This window comes from Roseivivax marinus, from assembly GCF_900109705.1.
Lineage (GTDB): Bacteria > Pseudomonadota > Alphaproteobacteria > Rhodobacterales > Rhodobacteraceae > Roseivivax > Roseivivax marinus.
Window position 1 is genome coordinate 1 of record NZ_FOAI01000010.1, and the last position, 17,372, is coordinate 17,372.

The 17,372-nt window shown below is 65.4% G+C and carries 16 protein-coding genes and 1 tRNA gene; 6 read left to right on the forward strand and 11 right to left on the reverse strand.

Annotation, left to right across the window (positions count from 1 at the left end; genetic code table 11):
* Positions 1-270: 270 nt before the first annotated feature.
* The 6 genes from BMX29_RS13080 to BMX29_RS13105 form a co-directional block, all read right to left on the reverse strand.
* Positions 271-1,338: an HNH endonuclease gene (locus BMX29_RS13080; protein WP_217644386.1), complete on the reverse strand. Its 1,068-nt coding sequence runs from the start codon at positions 1,336-1,338 to the stop codon at positions 271-273.
* Positions 1,339-1,492: 154 nt separating this feature from the next.
* Positions 1,493-2,662, reverse strand: coding sequence for a DUF6538 domain-containing protein (locus tag BMX29_RS13085; RefSeq protein WP_092813494.1), 1,170 nt, complete (start codon positions 2,660-2,662; stop codon positions 1,493-1,495).
* Positions 2,663-2,725: 63 nt separating this feature from the next.
* Positions 2,726-2,801: transfer RNA gene (locus BMX29_RS13090), tRNA-Thr, on the reverse strand.
* A 47-nt stretch (positions 2,802-2,848) separates the two neighbouring features.
* Positions 2,849-4,396, reverse strand: a complete 1,548-nt coding sequence (locus tag BMX29_RS13095) for a heme biosynthesis protein HemY (protein ID WP_043844197.1) — start codon at positions 4,394-4,396, stop codon at positions 2,849-2,851.
* Between the two features lie 12 nt (positions 4,397-4,408).
* Positions 4,409-6,118 carry a mitofilin family membrane protein gene (locus BMX29_RS13100; RefSeq protein WP_092813497.1) on the reverse strand — a complete coding sequence of 570 codons (1,710 nt, stop codon included), beginning with the start codon at positions 6,116-6,118 and terminating at the stop codon, positions 4,409-4,411.
* 59 nt (positions 6,119-6,177) lie between these two features.
* A complete protein-coding gene (locus tag BMX29_RS13105; RefSeq protein WP_139197002.1) occupies positions 6,178-6,927 on the reverse strand; it encodes a uroporphyrinogen-III synthase in 750 nt (249 codons plus the stop codon).
* 87 nt (positions 6,928-7,014) lie between these two features.
* Here BMX29_RS13105 and tsaD point away from each other — a divergent pair, with 87 nt between their 5' ends.
* From tsaD to BMX29_RS13120, 3 genes are read left to right on the forward strand one after another with little or no spacing between them, the layout of a single operon-like run.
* A complete protein-coding gene (gene tsaD, locus BMX29_RS13110; RefSeq protein WP_092813503.1) occupies positions 7,015-8,091 on the forward strand; it encodes a tRNA (adenosine(37)-N6)-threonylcarbamoyltransferase complex transferase subunit TsaD in 1,077 nt (358 codons plus the stop codon).
* 23 nt (positions 8,092-8,114) lie between these two features.
* Positions 8,115-8,384, forward strand: coding sequence for a YciI family protein (locus tag BMX29_RS13115; RefSeq protein ID WP_092813506.1), 270 nt, complete (start codon positions 8,115-8,117; stop codon positions 8,382-8,384).
* Complete coding sequence (locus BMX29_RS13120) at positions 8,384-8,803, forward strand: EVE domain-containing protein (protein ID WP_092813509.1); 420 nt, start codon at positions 8,384-8,386, stop codon at positions 8,801-8,803. The genes BMX29_RS13115 and BMX29_RS13120 overlap by 1 nt, the downstream gene beginning before the upstream one ends.
* A gap of 434 nt (positions 8,804-9,237) precedes the next feature.
* On the opposite strand, the gene BMX29_RS13125 is transcribed toward BMX29_RS13120, so the two are convergent.
* From BMX29_RS13125 to ahcY, 3 genes are all read right to left on the reverse strand, one after another.
* Positions 9,238-9,579 carry a DUF2853 family protein gene (locus BMX29_RS13125; RefSeq protein ID WP_043844208.1) on the reverse strand — a complete coding sequence of 114 codons (342 nt, stop codon included), beginning with the start codon at positions 9,577-9,579 and terminating at the stop codon, positions 9,238-9,240.
* A 148-nt stretch (positions 9,580-9,727) separates the two neighbouring features.
* On the reverse strand, positions 9,728-10,591 hold the full coding sequence (locus BMX29_RS13130) for a hypothetical protein (protein WP_092813512.1): 864 nt from the start codon (positions 10,589-10,591) through the stop codon (positions 9,728-9,730).
* A gap of 170 nt (positions 10,592-10,761) precedes the next feature.
* Positions 10,762-12,165, reverse strand: a complete 1,404-nt coding sequence (gene ahcY / locus BMX29_RS13135; RefSeq protein WP_043844211.1) for an adenosylhomocysteinase — start codon at positions 12,163-12,165, stop codon at positions 10,762-10,764.
* A 143-nt stretch (positions 12,166-12,308) separates the two neighbouring features.
* On the opposite strand from ahcY, the gene BMX29_RS13140 reads away from it, so the two are divergent.
* Entirely contained in the window at positions 12,309-12,902 is a 594-nt protein-coding gene (locus BMX29_RS13140) for an HD domain-containing protein (RefSeq protein ID WP_092813515.1), read from the forward strand.
* A gap of 75 nt (positions 12,903-12,977) precedes the next feature.
* On the opposite strand, the gene BMX29_RS13145 is transcribed toward BMX29_RS13140, so the two are convergent.
* Positions 12,978-13,535 carry an ActR/PrrA/RegA family redox response regulator transcription factor gene (locus BMX29_RS13145; RefSeq protein ID WP_092813518.1) on the reverse strand — a complete coding sequence of 186 codons (558 nt, stop codon included), beginning with the start codon at positions 13,533-13,535 and terminating at the stop codon, positions 12,978-12,980.
* A 70-nt stretch (positions 13,536-13,605) separates the two neighbouring features.
* On the reverse strand, positions 13,606-14,241 hold the full coding sequence (locus BMX29_RS13150) for an SCO family protein (RefSeq protein ID WP_043844216.1): 636 nt from the start codon (positions 14,239-14,241) through the stop codon (positions 13,606-13,608).
* A gap of 82 nt (positions 14,242-14,323) precedes the next feature.
* On the opposite strand from BMX29_RS13150, the gene regB reads away from it, so the two are divergent.
* Both regB and BMX29_RS13160 read left to right on the forward strand, forming a co-directional pair.
* Positions 14,324-15,721, forward strand: coding sequence for a sensor histidine kinase RegB (gene regB, locus BMX29_RS13155; protein ID WP_092813521.1), 1,398 nt, complete (start codon positions 14,324-14,326; stop codon positions 15,719-15,721).
* A gap of 127 nt (positions 15,722-15,848) precedes the next feature.
* Positions 15,849-17,360 (forward strand): PAS-domain containing protein, encoded by a 1,512-nt coding sequence (locus tag BMX29_RS13160; protein WP_139197004.1) that lies wholly within the window; start codon positions 15,849-15,851, stop codon positions 17,358-17,360.
* Positions 17,361-17,372: the final 12 nt, after the last annotated feature.

Sequence of the window (17,372 nt, forward strand, 5' to 3'; positions counted from 1 at the left end):
CGGACCGGATATTCCTTGTTTTGCTGACCAAAACGGCTTTGGCGGTGCCTGTAACAGGAACAAGCTCGCGAAGCGCGTCCTATCACCGGCACCACGGAGACCTCCTAAGCCATTGCCGAAGATCAGCTTTTCGCTGTGATTAGCAAAGGCGTAGAACATGTCGGAGCGCCAGGCCGGCGGTACTTCGCCTTCCGGCTTCGCCCTTTTGGAGCTGTATCACTCTAAGGCTAGCGTGGCATATTGCTCTTTATTGGGTGACAGGAAAAATTGTTAATGTGGCCACTTGGCTCTTCCATAGTGTTCCTGGCGATGGCAGTTGGGACATACCGCAGCGGCGTTTTCTACCGTATCAGGTCCATTCTGTGACAGTGGGACTTTGTGATGGACTTCCAAGAAAGGGCTGCCATCGGAAAGCCGTTCAAAAGGTGCGTTCTTTCCGCAACTCTCGCATACACCATTAGCTCGGTACAGTACCTCAGCAATTACGTCCGGGTTCCTCTGGTAAGCTGTTGCCACAATCCTCTGCTTGCCCGGTTGGCTTGCTGCCGTCTCTAATCTCTTTCTTCTTTCTGTAGCATCCATTCGTTGAGACGCTTTAACCTTATGATGCAATGACGACTCCACGTCCGTGATATACGCTATTTGGCCCATACCATCGTCCCAACTAGCTAGGTCAAACCACTTTGAGCCATCTTCCTCGGATTGAATGGACAGTAGAAAAAATCGTCCATAATAAGTGAAGCGACTACTGCTTGCCTCTCTGACAAAAGCCAACACGGGCTTTTGTGGGTTATTTATTATCGCAGCATTATCCCGATAACTTTCACTAAAGTTTCCACTTATTGCTTTCATGAAGTATTTGAGTCTTTTTCGGCTTTCGATCCAGCTATTCTCATAAGTGCCGCCGCTTAGTGTTGCCTTGATTGCGACGAAGTCAACTGAACCGGCGCCATCCCAGACAGGTAGAATGCCACCACTCCTTAAATCATAGCTACCGCAAATCGCGTGGATCATTCGAGTGGAATAGTCCATTCCAACTTGCAGATCATCCTTTGTAAGCCGATCTTCCAGTTCGTTCGCAAACTTTCTCTCAAATTCCGGTAGTATTTCTGTGATAGTCGTAATGCCTAGTCGCACTTGTTCTTCGAAGACAACCGGACTCTGCGATTTATCAAGAAAATTCAGAAGTTCCAAGAGGTTGCCAGTGTGGGACATCTCGGTTGCCCACACCCTGAAATTCTTGGCAATGTTTTTGGGCTTCTCACCAATTTCCGGATGGTTAATCGTGGGGTCGAACAACTCATCACACACGAATTTAATTGCTTGATCGACAGACATCTTCAGCACCTATTTCAGCTACGGTCGACTGCGCCAGAGACATACAAGCGGCTCGGGCTTGCTTTCGAACATTTGCGGCTAAGTGAATTTCTTTAAATGGACCTGTCAATCATGTCTTGCATGATCGGTCATGTTCGTTAGCTATGTAGTAATATTACTGCATGGCTAATTGGAGCCATTTTCTCGGCACGAATACGTTATAACCCGTACCGTAGCTGTGGCCGACGCCCTCGGTCTGCCAACCGCCGATATGGTCCACGATATCCGCAGGGCATTCCACAGCACGGAGTCTGTCTCGCATGGCATGGCGGAACCCGTGCATGGTGACGGTTTCACCTACGGTCGACTTGATCCACTTGTTCAAAGCCGCACTAGCGGAGTTGGCGTTCGTGGCCTCGCCCTTGTTGTATCGAGGGAAGGCAAACTCTCCGGACTTCCGTGTCGCCAAGATACGCTGTGCGGCCCACAGTGATGATCCGACCAGAGGAACAACTCTTTCACTCCCCTTCGTCTTCAGCCTGCGCCACGGGCGGGGAACGATCTGAACGGCAAGGCTGCCTTCATCGCATTCAATGATGTCTTCACGGAGAATGCCCGCTGCTTCGGCTAGTCGCATGCCGGTGTCGGCCACCAAAGCCACAAGCCACCGTGCTTCATCGTCAAGTTTGTAGCACCGGGTCTGAATGGTCCGGATATTCGCGAGGGAGATTGGCTTCCGATCCGAGACACCCGCCTGACGATCATAGTAAATCTTGGCGAAGGGGTTAGGGATCGACAGCCCAGCTTCACTGGCAGCGAAGTTGAAGACAGACCTCACCGTCCCAATCGTCCTTGCGATGCTGCTGCCCGACAAACCACGCTCAATCAGGCTATCCCTCAAGGCATTGCCGTCAGCCTTTGTGTAGTCGGTAAGGGGTTTGTCTCCGCAGACGTCGATAGCATAGCCACAGCACCGCTCAGCAGCCCGTTTGAAGGTGTCTACCTTCCCGGTACCTTTAAGCCGAAGGTACACAGAAACCCCGTCAGACAGCGTCATGCAGTCGGTGGTGACGGGAAGCGGCTCTATCGGCCTAGTTCCGCCTTGCCTGAGCATGTGCTTGCCCGGGATGTCGGCCTTCTGCGAGCGGAGGAAGTACCAGTATTCGTCCAACTTCATGGCGGCACTGGCTGATCTTGCCCGAGCCACGGACTGACTTCTGGTTCGCAGAGAATAGGAGATTTTTCCGGACGAGTAGTGGCCCCTCAAGTCACGTGGCACACGCCGAACGAAGTAAAATATGCCGTCTTTTTGGAAGAGGTGGGGGGCGGATTTGTACTCCGACATGTTCTACGCCTTTGCTAATCACAGCGAAAAGCTGATCTTCGGCAATGGCTTAGGAGGTCTCCGTGGTGCCGGTGATAGGACTCGAACCTACGACCCCATCATTACGAATGACGTGCTCTACCAGCTGAGCTACACCGGCGCCGGAGTGAGGCGGCTCTTAGCACCGCCTCGGAGCGAGGAAAAGGGTCAATTCGACCTCGCGCCGCCTGTTTCGCGGCGCTCTTCCTCGGTGGTGGCGATGGTGTCGAGAACTTCGGCATTCGGGCCTGTCGGTTCAGACGCCTGACCTTCGCTCAGGTCCTGTGCAGCGGTGTCCTCGGTCGCCGGGGCGGGCATCGGGGCCTCGTCCTCGGGGCGGTCGTCGCCCACCAGCAGCGGAAGCATTTCGGCGCCCACGGGCGACGCGCCGGAATCGGACGGAGGTGTCTTCCACGAGAGGGTGTCGAAGGCCTCGCAGTGGGTGCAGACCGGCACCCATTCGGAGTGCACGGTGTTGCAGTTGTCGCAGACCCATTGCGGACCGCGCGGCGCGGTGAGCGCGCGGGCGAGCCAGCCCCGGACGACCCGGTCGGAGGCACCTTCGCCGCGTTCGATGGCAGCCATGATCGACAGCACGCGGGCGTCCGGCTCTGTCTCGGGGAGGTCGCCGATGGCGCGGCGCGCGCCGGGGAAGTCCTCGGCCGCGAGGTGCAGCTCGGCGTTCAGCAGGCGCGTTTCCCGGTGATCGGGATTGATCGACAGCAGCTGGCGGAAGCGCTTGAGGCGCTGCTCCGGGGTCTCCTCGGGCTCGATCTCGGCGAAGGCCGCAGCGAGGTCGGGGTGGGGCTGAACCTGCCAGGTCTTCTTGAGCAGGCGCGTCGCGTATTTCTTGCGATCGTCGGCGATGTGGGCCCGGGCGGCCATCGCGGCAGCCGGGATCAGGTCGGACGAGTTCTTGTTGGCGGTAATTGCCGCCTCGCGGGCCTCGATGGTCTTGCCCTCGTCGAGCACGTCACGCGCCTCGGAGAGCGCCAGCACCGCGTCACGGCGCTTGTGCACGTCGCGGGGCAGGGCACCGTGGCGCAGCTTGGCGTTCAGCGTGTTGCGCGCGCCCTTCCAGTCGTGGTGCCCGGCCTGGAGCCGCAGCAGGATGTCCTGTGTCTCTTCATGCTTGGGCTTCAGCGCGAAGGCGCGCTCGGCCAGCTGCAGCGCGGTGTCGGTGTCGCCCTCGGCCAGCCGCTGGTGCATGATGCCGCGGATGCCGACGAAGCGCGTCTTGTCGTGGGCGAGGAGCTTCTTGTAGGTCGCCTCGGCCTTCTTGCGGTCGCCCTGTTGCTCGGCCGCCTGCGCGGTGATGAGGTTGGTGACCTCTGGGCGGTTCAGGTAGCGCTCGGCCTTTTCGGCCTTGGCGATGGCGAGACGCGACTCACCCGCAGCCAGCGCGGTCATGCCGTCGGCGAGCGCCTCGTAGCCCTTCTTTTCGCGGTTGCGGTCGAAGTAGCGCGAGATCGCGGTGTCGTCGCCGTTGATGAACTTCAGCACGGCGACCAGCAGCGAGACCAGCTTGAAGACGACGTAGAGCGCGACGACCAGCAGGATCAGCGCGAGCACCGATTGCAGGGGGCCGAAGCTGTACTCGGTGCCCGCCACGGTGACCATGACGCCACCGTTCGTCTGCATCAGCCAGCCGGCGCCGATGGTCAGCGCCGCGACCGCCGCGACGAAGAGGATGATCTTGAGAAGTGACCAAAGCATGTGCGGCGCCTTTTATTCGATGTTCAGGTCTTGCCGGAGGGCGTCGACGGCGGAGAGGGCATCGGCCCGGGCGCGGGCCTGGTCGATCCAGCCCGACATGGCCTCGCGGGCGGTGTCCGGCAGCGCCTCGAGTTCCGACAGGGCGGTGCCGAGATCGCCGTTGTCGACGGCGGCTTCGGCCCGGCTGAGGATCGCGTCGGGGCTGTCGCCCTCACGCGGGGTGACCGAGCGGGCGCCGAGCTGGCGCGCCATGAAGGAGGCGAAACGATTGGCGCCCTCGCCCTCGATCGGCTCGTCCGCGCGGGCCGCGGCCAACCCGTCGCGTGCCGCCGGCGGGAAGCTCTCGGCAAGGCGGGCCTGTGTGGCGACGCCGTCTTCGGCATTGGCCGACAGCGCCTCGGGAACCTCCATGCCCTCGGCGTCCGAGATCGGTCCGAGCGCCTGCTGGAATGGCTCGCCCGAGCGGACGGCGGTATCGAGGTCCGACACGGCGGCGCGGAGCGTGGCGATCTGTGCCTGCCGCGCGGCCTCCTGCTCGGAGGCGTTGGCCTCGTCGACCATGGCCTGAAGCTCGGCCCGCTGTTCCTCGATCTGGGCCTGTTGCTGGGCGAAGGCTTCGTCCATCCGGGCCTGCTGGTCTGCGAAGGCCTGATCCATCGCGGCGCGCTGGTCGGCCACCGTCTGGTCGAAAGCGCCGCTCTGTTCGTCCATTCGCGACTGCAGGTCGGCAAGCTCGGCTTCGTAGGCGGCGACGGTCTCGGGCGACACGGCGTCCTCCATCGGCGCCTTCTCGAGCGCGCTCACCCGGTCGGCGAAGCTCGCGGCGTCCTCGGAAATGGTCGCGAGGCCCGCCTGCAGACCCTCGACACTGGAGGACAGCGCGTCCACGCGCTCGTTCAGGCCGGTGCCGATTTCGCCCACGTCCGACTGGAGGGTGGCGATGTCGGCGGCCAGCGTGCCGGTGCGCTCGGTCAGGTCGGCGACGGCGGTCTCGACGCTCGACAGGTCGACATCGGAGAGGTTGGTTTCCACCCCGTCGACGCGGCCTTGGAGGGCCTGCATTCCGTCGCGGGTCTCCATCAGGGCGGACCGGGTCTCTTCCTCGAAATTGGCGGCGCCGGAAAACGGCCAGCCCGTCGGTCCGAGGTATTGCGAAAGGAAGAAGCCACCGACGGCGGCGAGGATGCCGCCGAACACGGCCGGCACGAAGCCTCCGCGGCGTTCGACGATCTTTTCCTGCACGAGCGGCCCGCCGGTGCCCGCGGCCACGGCGGCTTCGCCCCGGTCGTCGGTGACGGTGTCGTCGGCGTGAACCGAGCCGACAACGGTGTCGGCCGTGGCGTCGTTCTCGGTGCCTGCTGTCAGGGTGTCCTGTGCGGCTGCGCCATCCTCGACCGGGGGCGCGCTGTGGTCGCCGTAATCGTGCGCGATCATGCCGTCGTCGTCGGCGCGCGCTTCGTCATGCGCCTCTTGCGAGGCCGGATCGGTCTCGTCGGCATCTTCGGGGGCGGGGTCAGCGACCTCTCCGTCCGGGCCGGGCATCAGCGGGTCCGACGATGGTCCGGCATCGACCGTATCGTCACCCGAAGTGACGGTGTCGCCGTCCGAGTCGTCGGGTTCGTTGGCCATCCGGGGCGTGGACGCCTGGCCCGTATCCTCCTCCGGCGCGGTTTCGCGCTTTTCTTCGTCCGGGCTGTCTTTCGGCTTGTCCGCGTCTGCCACGTCCGCTGTCCCCTTCGAATCCTTCGCATCCCTTTGGGACGCCTTGTGTCAACCGGACCTTACTCGGCCCCACCCCCTGTCTCAAGCGCCGCGGCTTCGGGCAGAAGCCGCAGCGTCGCGGCCTGCATCGCCGCGGCGGTGGGTGCCTCCGCGATCAGCACACGGCGCGGAGCCAGCGGGCTGAGGGCGTCGGCGACCGCCGGACTCATGGCCGCCACGAAGACGGGCGCGTTCGCCGGAGAATATAGGGCGAGTTCGGCTGCCGTCCGGGGGGAAAAGACAGGGGTGACCACCGGAGATGTCCCGGCGAGCGCCGCCTGTCCGGCTTTCGACAGCGGCTGCGACGTCTGCTCGTAGACCACCGCTTCGTCGCACACGAGGCCGGCGGCTCGGAGACGTGAGCCGAGATCGCCGCGCGTCTCAAGTCCGCGCAGGTGCACGAGCCGTCCCGACGGCGGATCCCGCAGGACCAGCGCGATCAGCGACTCGACGTCGCCACCGGCCGAGACCGTCTCGAGCCCGGCCTCGCAGGCCGCCGCCGCTGTCGCGTCCCCCACCGCGAGGGCACGCCGTCCGGCCGGGCCGCCGCCCTTGCGGTAGGCGCGCACGCCGTTCATCGAGGTAAAGACCGGCACGTCGCCCGCGCCGATCACCGGCAAGGCGCCGCGGAAGCGCATGGCCAGAAGCGGGCTGATCACGGTCTGGAAGGTAGCGCCGGCGGCCTGCCGCAGGGCGTTGGCCGTGCGCGTGGCGCCGGGCTCGGGCCGGGTGATCAGCAGGACGGGACGCATCGGCTCTCGGTCTGGCACGGGGCGGGCCTCTGGCGGTGAAGGATTGAGGGCCGGGCGCCCCGGTGCTACCTCCTGACCCGCTTGCAGGCAACGGATACGTCTCTCATGGACCGGCCCATCCTCGGTATCGAAAGCTCGTGCGACGACAGCGCCGCGGCGCTGGTGCGCGACCGCGAGGTTCTGGCGTCGGTGGTCGTGGGGCAGGGCAGGCTGCACGCTGCGTTCGGCGGCGTCGTCCCCGAAATCGCCGCACGCGCCCATGCAGAGACGCTCGATGCCGTGGTCCGCCGTGCGCTGGATGAGGCCGGGATGGACCTGCGCGGCGTCGGCGCTGTGGCGGTGACCTCGGGGCCGGGGCTGATCGGCGGCGTCCTGGCGGGCGTGATGACCGCCAAGGGGATCGCCGCCGGAACGGGCCTGCCGATGATCGGGGTGAACCACCTTGCCGGGCACGCGCTGACGCCGCGCCTGACCGATGGGCTCGCATTCCCCTACCTCATGCTGCTGGTCTCGGGCGGACATTGCCAGTTCCTGATCGTACGTGGGCCGGACGCGTTCACGCGCCTCGGTGGCACCATCGATGACGCGCCCGGCGAGGCGTTCGACAAGGTGGCGCGGATCCTCGGCCTGCCGCAGCCCGGTGGCCCTTCGGTCGAGGCCGCGGCGGCGGACGGTGATCCGGCCCGATTCGCCTTTCCGCGCCCGCTGCTGGACCGCGTCGGTTGCGACATGTCCTTCTCGGGCCTCAAGACCGCCGTACTGCGCCAGCGCGACGCGCTTGTGGCGGAGCAGGGCGGTCTCTGGCGGCAGGACCGCGCGGATCTCTGCGCCGGCTTCCAGCGGGCGGTGCGCGATGTGCTGGCCGAAAAGGCGCGGCGGGCGCTCGCGATCTATATGGCAGACGCACCCGGCGAGCCCGCCATGGCCGTCGCGGGCGGCGTGGCTGCGAACGGGCCGCTTCGCGCGGCCCTGCAGGATGTCGCCGCGGCGGCGGGTGCCCGGTTCTGCGCCCCGCCGCTGGCGCTCTGCACCGACAATGCCGCCATGATTGCCTTTGCCGGGCAGGAACTGATGGCCTCCGGGCATCGTTCGGGGCTGGACCTTGCAGCCCGCCCCCGATGGCCTCTCGACGCAGGGGCCGCGCCCATGCTCGGATACGGCCGCAAGGGCGCCAAGGCCTGATCGTTCCCCAAGGAGACCCCACCATGCTCGTCGCTCTGATCGCCCGTGACAAACCCGGCGCCATCGCCACGCGGAAGGAAAACCGCGACGCTCACCTCGCGTATATCGAGGACACTGGCCACGTGCTCATGGCCGGTCCGCTGATCGAAGAGGAAGAGATGGTCGGGTCGCTGGTGATCCTCGAGGTCACCGACATGGAGGCGGCTGAAAAATGGGCCGAGGACGATCCGTACGCCAAGGCCGGGCTCTTCGAGTCGGTTCAGCTGACCGAGTGGAAGAAGGTTATCGGGTGATGCGCTACTGGCTGTTCAAGTCCGAGCCCTCCACCTGGTCCTGGGACGACCAGGTGGCCAAGGGCGACACGGGCGAGGAATGGGACGGGGTGCGCAACTACCAGGCGCGCAACTTCATGCGCGAGATGTCGGTGGGCGACCGCGGCTTCTTCTACCACTCGCAGAAGGCGCGCGAGATCGTCGGCACGGTCGAGGTGATCGCCGAAGCGCATCCCGATTCGACCACCGATGACGAGCGGTGGGAGTGCGTGGACATACGCGCGCTGGAAGCTGCAAAGACGCCCCTGTCGCTGGATGAGATCAAGGGCGACCCGGTCCTGTCCGAAATGGTTCTGGTAAAGAATTCGCGCCTGTCGGTGCAGCCGGTGACCGAGGCCGAGTGGTCGCATATTTGCAAGCGGACGGGCCTGTCGGCCTGATGCCGGCAGCCCTTAACGGGCCGCTGAAATCGAAGCGGGGGCCCCGCCATAATGCGAGTCCCCCGCTTACTCACCCCGACGCTCCCACACGCCGTTCGAGTATCCCGGTTCGTCGCCTTCTGGCTTGATGCAGGTTTGATCTACCGGACGCGAACGTTGCGCGCCAAGGTTAAGTCCCTCAAATCCAACGGGTTTACGGCATAACATTATCCCAAGAAACTAACCTCTCGGGTGGTTTCCGGGCTCCTTCGTGGCAAAACCGTGTCGGCGACCGGTAAGCTATTGATTTGGCGTAGAGGGTGCGTCTGGGGATAGGGTAAACGTATCTATGAAACCGGAATCTGGCATTTGAAAGATTATGGGGATCTTTGAGTCTACAGAGGCGCCCGGAGCGCCAAGCGGGTTAATGGCCTCTCGGAACTTGCAGCCTCACCCTAGCGATAGACGCTTTCCCGACCGAAGTGCTTCACCAGCATGTAGTAGACAACCGGCCGATGCTTGTCGCGCTCGGAACGGCCGTAGGTCTCGATGACCGCGTCGATCGCCTCGTCCAGTTCCGGTCCGTCCGACAGGCCCAGCTTGCGCACCAGGAAGTTCCGCTTCACCGTTTCGAGTTCGCCCGGCTGAGTGGCCGCAACCGTTGCGCTGTCGGCGTCGTAGATGGTCGGCCCGCACCCGATGGTGACTTTCTTCAGAAGCTCCATGTCGGGCTCCATGCCGCATTTCGTGCGGAGGTCTTCGGCATAGCGGGCAATCAGGTCGTCGCGGCGTCCCATCGGTCGTCCCTCCCTTTTCAACACTGAGATGAAGTCGGATGCCAGAAAGGTCACCCAGCAGGGGGTGTCTGGCAATCAAAAAGGGGCGTGGCGACGAAAAAGGCCGGCCCCGAAGGACCGGCCCTGCTGTCTTGCGGGATATACGCAATCAGTTGTTCGACTGGCTCTCGCCGTCTTCGGACATCTCGCCGCTGTCCGACGAGTCGCCACCTTCGGACATCTCGCTGTCCGAACCCGAACCGCTGTCCGAACCCGACTCGCTGTTCGAAGCCGCGTCATCCGACATGCCGGCGTCCATCTCCGACTCGCCCATCTCGGAGTTCTCGCCCATGTCGTTGCCCATCTCGTCGGACATCAGCTCGGACATCATCATGTCGTCGGGCAGTTCTTCGATTTCCGACTCGTCGATCTCGGGCTGCTGCTCGAGGGTCTCGCGGTCGGTGTCGACCGAGAAGCCTTCCGGGTCCTGCTGCAGCTCGAATTCCGAGATCGGCAGCGCCACGGTGTACTCGCCGAGGCCGAGGAAGCCACCGATGCCGATCACGGCTTCGGCACCGTCGCCACGGTCGATGACGTAGTCGATTTCACCGATACGGCCGTCCTCGGGATCGAAAACACTCATGCCGGTGACGTCGCCGACGGTCATTTCCTCGATGGAGGTGAATTGACCTTCGCCGGCCATTTCACCGCCAGCCTCGTCGGCCTCGGCCTCCATCTCGTTGCCGGCCTCCTCGGCTTCGGCTTCCATCTCGTTGCCGGCCTCTTCCATTTCCTGGCCGGCCTCTTCAGCAGCGTTCTCGGTCGCCTGGGCCGCATCCTCGGCTGCGTTCTCAGCGGCCTCACCGGCCTGTTCGGCGGCCTGACCGGCTTCCTGAGCTGCGTCGCCTGCTTCTTCTGCCGCGGCCTCGGCCGAGTTCTCCATCTCGGAATCGCCGTCGTGCTGCTCGGCCGTGGCCGCGCCTGCCAGAAGTGCGGCGGTAGCCGCGCTCATCATGAGTGCCTTGAGTTTCATCGTCCGTGTCCTCCTTGGTCACGTGGTGTGCTGCCCAAGAAAGCGTCGAACGGCCCCGGAAGTTTCCCCCGGGGTGAGAAAATGTTTGATCTGGCCGGAAATTGCCGCTCACGTCCGCGTGAATGGGCGGGTTCCCGCCCATTGGCAATGTCATCCGCTCCGGAGCGGGGTCAGTACCGGTAGTGCTCGGGCTTGAACGGGCCCTCGGGCGTCACGCCGATATAGGCGGCCTGCTCGGAGGACAGCTCGGTCAGCTTCGCACCCACGCGGGCAAGGTGCAGGCGCGCGACCTTCTCGTCGAGATGCTTGGGCAGGACGTAGACCTCGTTCTTGTAGTCGTCGCCCTTGGTCCAGAGCTCGATCTGCGCCAGCGTCTGGTTGGTGAACGACGCCGACATCACGAAGGACGGGTGCCCGGTCGCGTTGCCGAGGTTCAGCAGACGGCCTTCGGACAGCAGGATGATGCGGTTGCCCGAGGGCATCTCGATCATGTCCACCTGGTCCTTGATGTTGGTCCACTTGTGGTTCTTCAGCGCGGCGACCTGGATCTCGTTGTCGAAGTGGCCGATGTTGCCGACGATCGCCATGTCCTTCATCTCGCGCATATGGTCGATGCGGATGACGTCCTTGTTGCCGGTCGTGGTGATGAAGATGTCGGCGCTGCCGATCACGTCCTCGAGCAGCACGACCTCGAAGCCGTCCATCGCTGCCTGAAGCGCGCAGATCGGGTCCGCCTCGGTCACCTTGACGCGCGCGCCCGCGCCCGAGAGCGACGCCGCCGAGCCCTTGCCCACATCGCCATAGCCGCAGACGACCGCGACCTTGCCGGCCATCATGGTGTCCGTGGCCCGGCGGATGCCGTCGACAAGGCTCTCACGGCAGCCGTACTTGTTGTCGAACTTCGACTTGGTGACGCTGTCGTTCACGTTGATCGCCGGGAAGGGTAGGCGGCCGTCGCGCATCAGCTCGTAGAGGCGGTGCACGCCGGTGGTGGTCTCTTCACTGACGCCGCGGATCGCGTCCCGCTGCTTGGCGAAGAAGCCGGGCGTCGCCTCCATCCGCTTGCGGATCTGCGCGAAGAGCGCTTCTTCCTCCTCGGACTTCGGATCGGCGATCAGATCGGTCTCGCCCGCCTCGACCCGCGCGCCGAGCAGGATGTACATCGTCGCGTCGCCACCATCGTCGAGGATCAGGTTTGCGCCGCCCTGGCCATCACCGTCGAAGTGGAAGATGCGGTCGCAGTAGTCCCAGTATTCCGGCAGCGTCTCGCCCTTGATGGCGAAGACCGGGGTGCCGCCCTCCGCGATCGCCGCCGCGGCGTGATCCTGGGTCGAGAAGATGTTGCACGAAGCCCACCGCACGTCCGCGCCGAGCGCGACCAGCGTCTCGATCAGGACGGCGGTCTGGATCGTCATGTGCAGCGATCCGGCGATCTTTGCGCCCGACAGGGGCTTGGCGCTGCCGTACTCCTCGCGCAGGGCCATGAGGCCCGGCATTTCGGTTTCCGCGATGTCGAGTTCCTTGCGGCCGTAGCCTGCAAGGCCGATGTCCTTGACGATGTAATCCTTGGCCATGACCCGGGCCCCTCCGAATGGACTGAATATGTGTTGGCGTCGGCATAGCATCGCCCGGGGCGTCCGACAACGCGGCCGAGCAGCCGTTGCGCCGCTGGCCCGGCTCGGGCATCCAATTGCCCGATATCTGGGATTCGTGAACCATGCCGAAACAACCCCGTGCCTGGCAGCGGATGCTGTCCGGCCGCCGCCTCGACCTCCTCGATCCGACGCCGGTGGACATCGAGATCGAGGACATCGCCCACGGCCTCGCCTTCGTCGCGCGCTGGAACGGCCAGACGCGGGGCGACTACGCCTATTCGGTGGCCGAGCACTCGCTACTGGTCGAGGTCATATACGGCCGGCTCTGCCCCAACGCGCCGGCTTCGTGGCGCCTCGCGGCACTGCTGCACGACGCGCCGGAATACGTCATCGGGGACATGATCTCTCCGGTAAAGGCGGCGGTGGGACCGAGTTACGGCGCGCTCGACGATCGGCTGGGCGCGGCCATCCATCAGCGCTTCGGCCTGCCCGCCGAGATTCCCAAGTCGGTGAAGCGCCAGATCAAGCGCGCCGACAAGGTTTCGGCCTGGATGGAGGCGACCGAGATCGCCGGTTTCTCCGAGGCAGAGGCCGACCGCTTCTTCGGCCGCCCGCCCGAGCCTGCACGCGAAGGCCTGTCGATCCGCTTGCGCCCGCCAAAGGAGGTGCGTGAGGAGTTTACCGCCCGCCATGCCGCGCTGCTGTCGCAGATCTGAGCGCAAGCCAACGCGCGTCCGTCGTCCCGTGGAAGATTCCTGGGTAGCGCAAGGGCAGCGCCCGCGCCGCGGCGATCACCGCGGGGAGCGTTTCGCCAGGATGCGCTGCAGCGTGCGCCGGTGCATGTTCAGCCGCCGCGCGGTCTCGGACACGTTGCGGTCGCACAGCTCGTAGACTCGCTGGATGTGCTCCCACCGGACGCGGTCGGCGGACATCGGGTTCTCCGGCGGCGGCGGCAGGTCCTCTCCGCGCGCAAGCAGCGCGTTGACGATATCGGTGGCGTCGGCGGGCTTCGACAGGTAGTCTGTCGCGCCCATCTTCACCGCGGCGACCGCGGTGGCGATGGCGCCGTAGCCCGTCAGCACCACGATGCGGCTGTCCGGGCGCCGCTCGCGCAGCGCCTCCACCACGTCGAGGCCGTTGCCGTCCTCGAGCCGCAGGTCCACCACGGCGTAGGCCGGCGGACGCGCGGTGGCGGCGGCGCGGCCGGCGGCGACGGAGCCTGCGCTCTCGACCGTGAAGCCGCGCTTCTCCATCGCCTTCTCGAGGCGGCGGAGGAATGCCTCGTCGTCGTCGACCAGCAGCAGCGTGCGGTCGTCGCCAAGGTCTTCGGCAGCAGCGGTGTCGGTCACGGGTCTCGTCTCCCCACGGGTCTCGTCTGCGAAGTAGGACTGGGCACCGCGGCGGTCAAACCGGGCCGGTTCAGGCGCCTGCCGCGTCGATGAAGCAGGCGGCGCGCTCGGCCATGCCCTCGGGTGTATCCTCGCGCTTGAAGAAGTCCACCACACCCGCCTCGGGCAGAACGAGGTAGGTGAAGGTCGTGTGATCCACGAGGTAATATTCCTCGTCGGTCTCGGGCACGCGGTAATAGACCCTGTAGGCGTCGGCGGCGGCCTTCACCTGCGCTTCGCTGCCAGTCAGGCCCAGCATGTCGGGGTGCATGGCGTCGGTGAACTCGGCCATGACCTCTGGCGTGTCCCGCGCGGGGTCCACCGTGATGAAGACGGGCTGCACGTCATAGCCCATCTCCTCCATCACGTCGGCCGCTTGCGCGTTGCGCTGGTTGTCCAGAGGGCAGACGTCCGGGCAGAAGGTGTAGCCGAAATAGACCAGTGACGGCGTTTCGAAGACCGCGTCGCTCGTGACGGTCTCGCCGGTTTCCGAGACCAGCTCGAAGTCGCCGCCGATGGCTCCCATGCCGCCAGCGACGTTGGCGGATCGGCAGTCGGCGAAGACGTCGGCATCGCCGCGCATCTGCGAATAGAGGACGGTGCCGCCGATGATCCCCAGAAGCGCCGCACCCGCGGCCAGCGCCGCGATCGTGGTCCCGTTGCGCATGTGCGAGGTCCTTCCGCGTTTGATTCGACCCGCCGGAGACCTATCAAGTCGGGAACCCGCCGCAACTGACGGAACGCCGCACATGTCCGCGAGCGCCGATACCAACTTCGACCTTCTCGCCCCGGGGCGCCGCCGGAACTGGATCCGTCTGCGGACCATGATCCTGCTGCGGTGGTTCGCCATCGCCGGGCAGCTCGCCGCGATCGTGGTGGCGCAGCGGCTTTACGATCTGCAGCTCGAACTCGGGCTCTGCTTCCTTGCCGTGGGCGTGTCCGTCGTCGGCAACCTCGTGGCGATGTTCATCTTCCCCGAGACGAAGCGCCTGAGCGAGCAAGAAAACTTCATGATGGTCGTCTTCGACGTCTTTCAGCTGGCGTTCCTGCTGTTCCTGACCGGCGGATTGCACAATCCGTTCTCGCTGCTGTTGTTGGCTCCGGTCACGGTGTCGGCGGCGGTTCTGCGACTGCGCTCGACCATCATCCTCAACGCCATCGCCTTCAGCTTCGCAAGCGCGCTGGTGTTCTGGCACCTGCCGCTGATGACCGATGATGGCCAGGTTCTGCGGATCCCGGACCTCTTCGTCTTCGGTCAGTGGATCGCGCTGACCATCGCGCTGGTCTTCATCTCGGTCTACGCCCGCCGTCTGACCTCCGAGATGCACGCCATGCAGGAGGCGCTGGCGGCGACGCAGATGGCGCTGGCCCGGGCGCAGAAGCTCACTGATCTTGGCGGTGTGGTCGCGGCGGCGGCGCACGAACTCGGCACGCCGCTTGCCACCATCAAGCTGACTTCCTCCGAGCTTTACGACGACCTTGCCGACCGGCCAGAGCAGCAGGAGGACGCGGCCCTGATCCGGCAGCAGGCCGACCGTTGCCGCGACATCCTGCGCAGCATGGGCCGCGCCGGGAAGAACGACCTTCAGACGCGGCAGGCGCCCTTGCTCGAAGTCATCCGCGAGGCGGCCGAGCCGCACCAGGAGCGCGGCAAGGACGTGGTCGTCGAGGCCGAGGCCGCGGACGGCGGCGCCCAGCCGCAGATCCTGCGCCGGCCCGAGATCGTGCACGGGCTGCGCAACCTCGTGCAGAACGCGGTGGACTTCGCCCGCTCCACCGTCTGGGTCGAGGTGATCTGGACCGACATGCACATCACCGTGCGGATTCTCGACGACGGACGGGGCTTTCCGACGCACCTGATCGGCCGGATCGGCGACCCGTTCATGCGCCGCCGCTGGAGCGAGCGCGAGCGGGCGCAGCGACCCGAATACGAGGGTATGGGCCTCGGCCTCTTCATCGCGAAGACGCTGCTCGAGCGCACAGGCGCCGAGCTGAGTTTTGCCAACGGCTGGGACCAGGGCGCCCAGGGTCCGGCGCCCGAGCGGCGCGGCGCGGTGGTCGAAGTGGTCTGGCCGCGTCACGAGATCGAGGCCGATCGCGGACGCCCCCGCGGCCCGGTGGGCGCCAACCAGCCTTTCCTGCCCTGAGCGGCCGCGTGCCGTAGGCGCCTCGGGACGGCGGTGGTCCGCTACCCGTGTTAACCCAGTGTTAACCTTCCCGCGCTTCAGTTGAGCCGCGCCCGTGCAGGGCACATTGTTTCGAGTGCGATGAAGAATGGGTACTGAAGCTCTCGCCGCCGCGCTGATTGGTGGGACGATTGGTCTTGCGGGGCTTGTGATCTTCCTGTGGCGGTCGCCGGGTGTCCCGGCGATCGTCCGTCAGGCTGCGCCCCGGGGCGTGCCGCTGTTCCTGTTCCGCGATGGCCGCTGCGTCGATTCGAGCTCTGCCGGGCACACCATTCTGGACGCGCTGGAAGCGCCGCTCGGGGCCGACGGCGCCGGCGCGACCTGGTGCGATGTCGCGCGTATCCTCCGCCGTGTCTTTCCGGACCTGCCGTCGGACAGCCCGCCCCCGCCCGGCGCGGTGGCGGCGCCCGGGGTGGATACCGGCCTGCGGCTGGAGATCACGGAGGCGGGCAAAGGCGTACACGTCGCGGTGTTCGCGGATGCCGGCGATGCCGCCGCGCTGCTGGCCGGCGCCCTCGCCGCCGAGGAGGTGCGCATTCTGCGTGCCGGGATCGACACCGCTCCGCACCCGGCATGGAGCGAGGATGACGCCGACCGGATCGTCTGGGCCAACGCCGCCTTCCGCGATCTCTGCCGCGAGACGGGATCGGACCGGCCCTTCGAGGTATGCCCCGACAGCGCGGCCGAGCGACAGACCACCCGTGCCCAGATCGGGCCCGACGGCCCCCATGCGCCGCGCTGGTTCGAAATCATCAGCTTCCGGCTGGAAGACGGCTGGGCGCACCACGCGATCAGTATCAACGCCGTGGTCCGGGCCGAGGCCGCGCAGCGCAATTTCGTGCAGACCCTGTCGTTGACCTTCTCTTTCCTGCCCACTGGTCTGGCGATCTTCGACCGGACGCAGGCGCTGGTGCTCTTCAACCCCGCGTTGTGCGACCTGACCGGCCTTACCGCCGAACAGCTGGCGAACCGGCCGGACCTCATGTCGTTCTTCGATCTGCTGCGCGAGCGGCAGATCATGCCCGAGCCGCGCGATTATGCATCTTGGCGGGCTGATCTGGCCCGGTTGATCGCCGCGGCGCGGGACGAGGGCTATTCAGACACATGGTCCCTGCCGAGCGGGCTGACCTACCGGGTCAACGGCCGACCGCACCCGGACGGCGCCGTTGCCTTCCTTATCGAGGACATCAGCGACGAGGTGTCCCTCACGCGGCGCTTCCGCCGCGAGCTCGAGCTCAGCCAGTCCGTGATCGATGCCTTCGACGATGCTGTCGCGGTGTTCACCGCCGGGGGTCTGCTGGCGTTCTGCAACGCGGCCTACCGACGGCTGTGGAACACCGATCCCGACACCACGGTCGAGACGACCTCGGTGATCGAGGCCACGCGCCACTGGCAGTCCGAGTGCGCCCCGAGCCCGATCTGGGGCGACCTGCGCGATTTCGTCCGCCAACACGGGGAGCGCGCGGGCTGGGACGCGCAAGTGGGCCACCGTTCCGGAGAAACGCTGATTTGCCGCGCGGAACCGATCCACGGCGGAGCCACGCTCGTGCGGTTCTCGAACCTCGCCGCCGGGCCGGACCGGCTGTCGCGCCGGGCATGACGGTTCGGCATC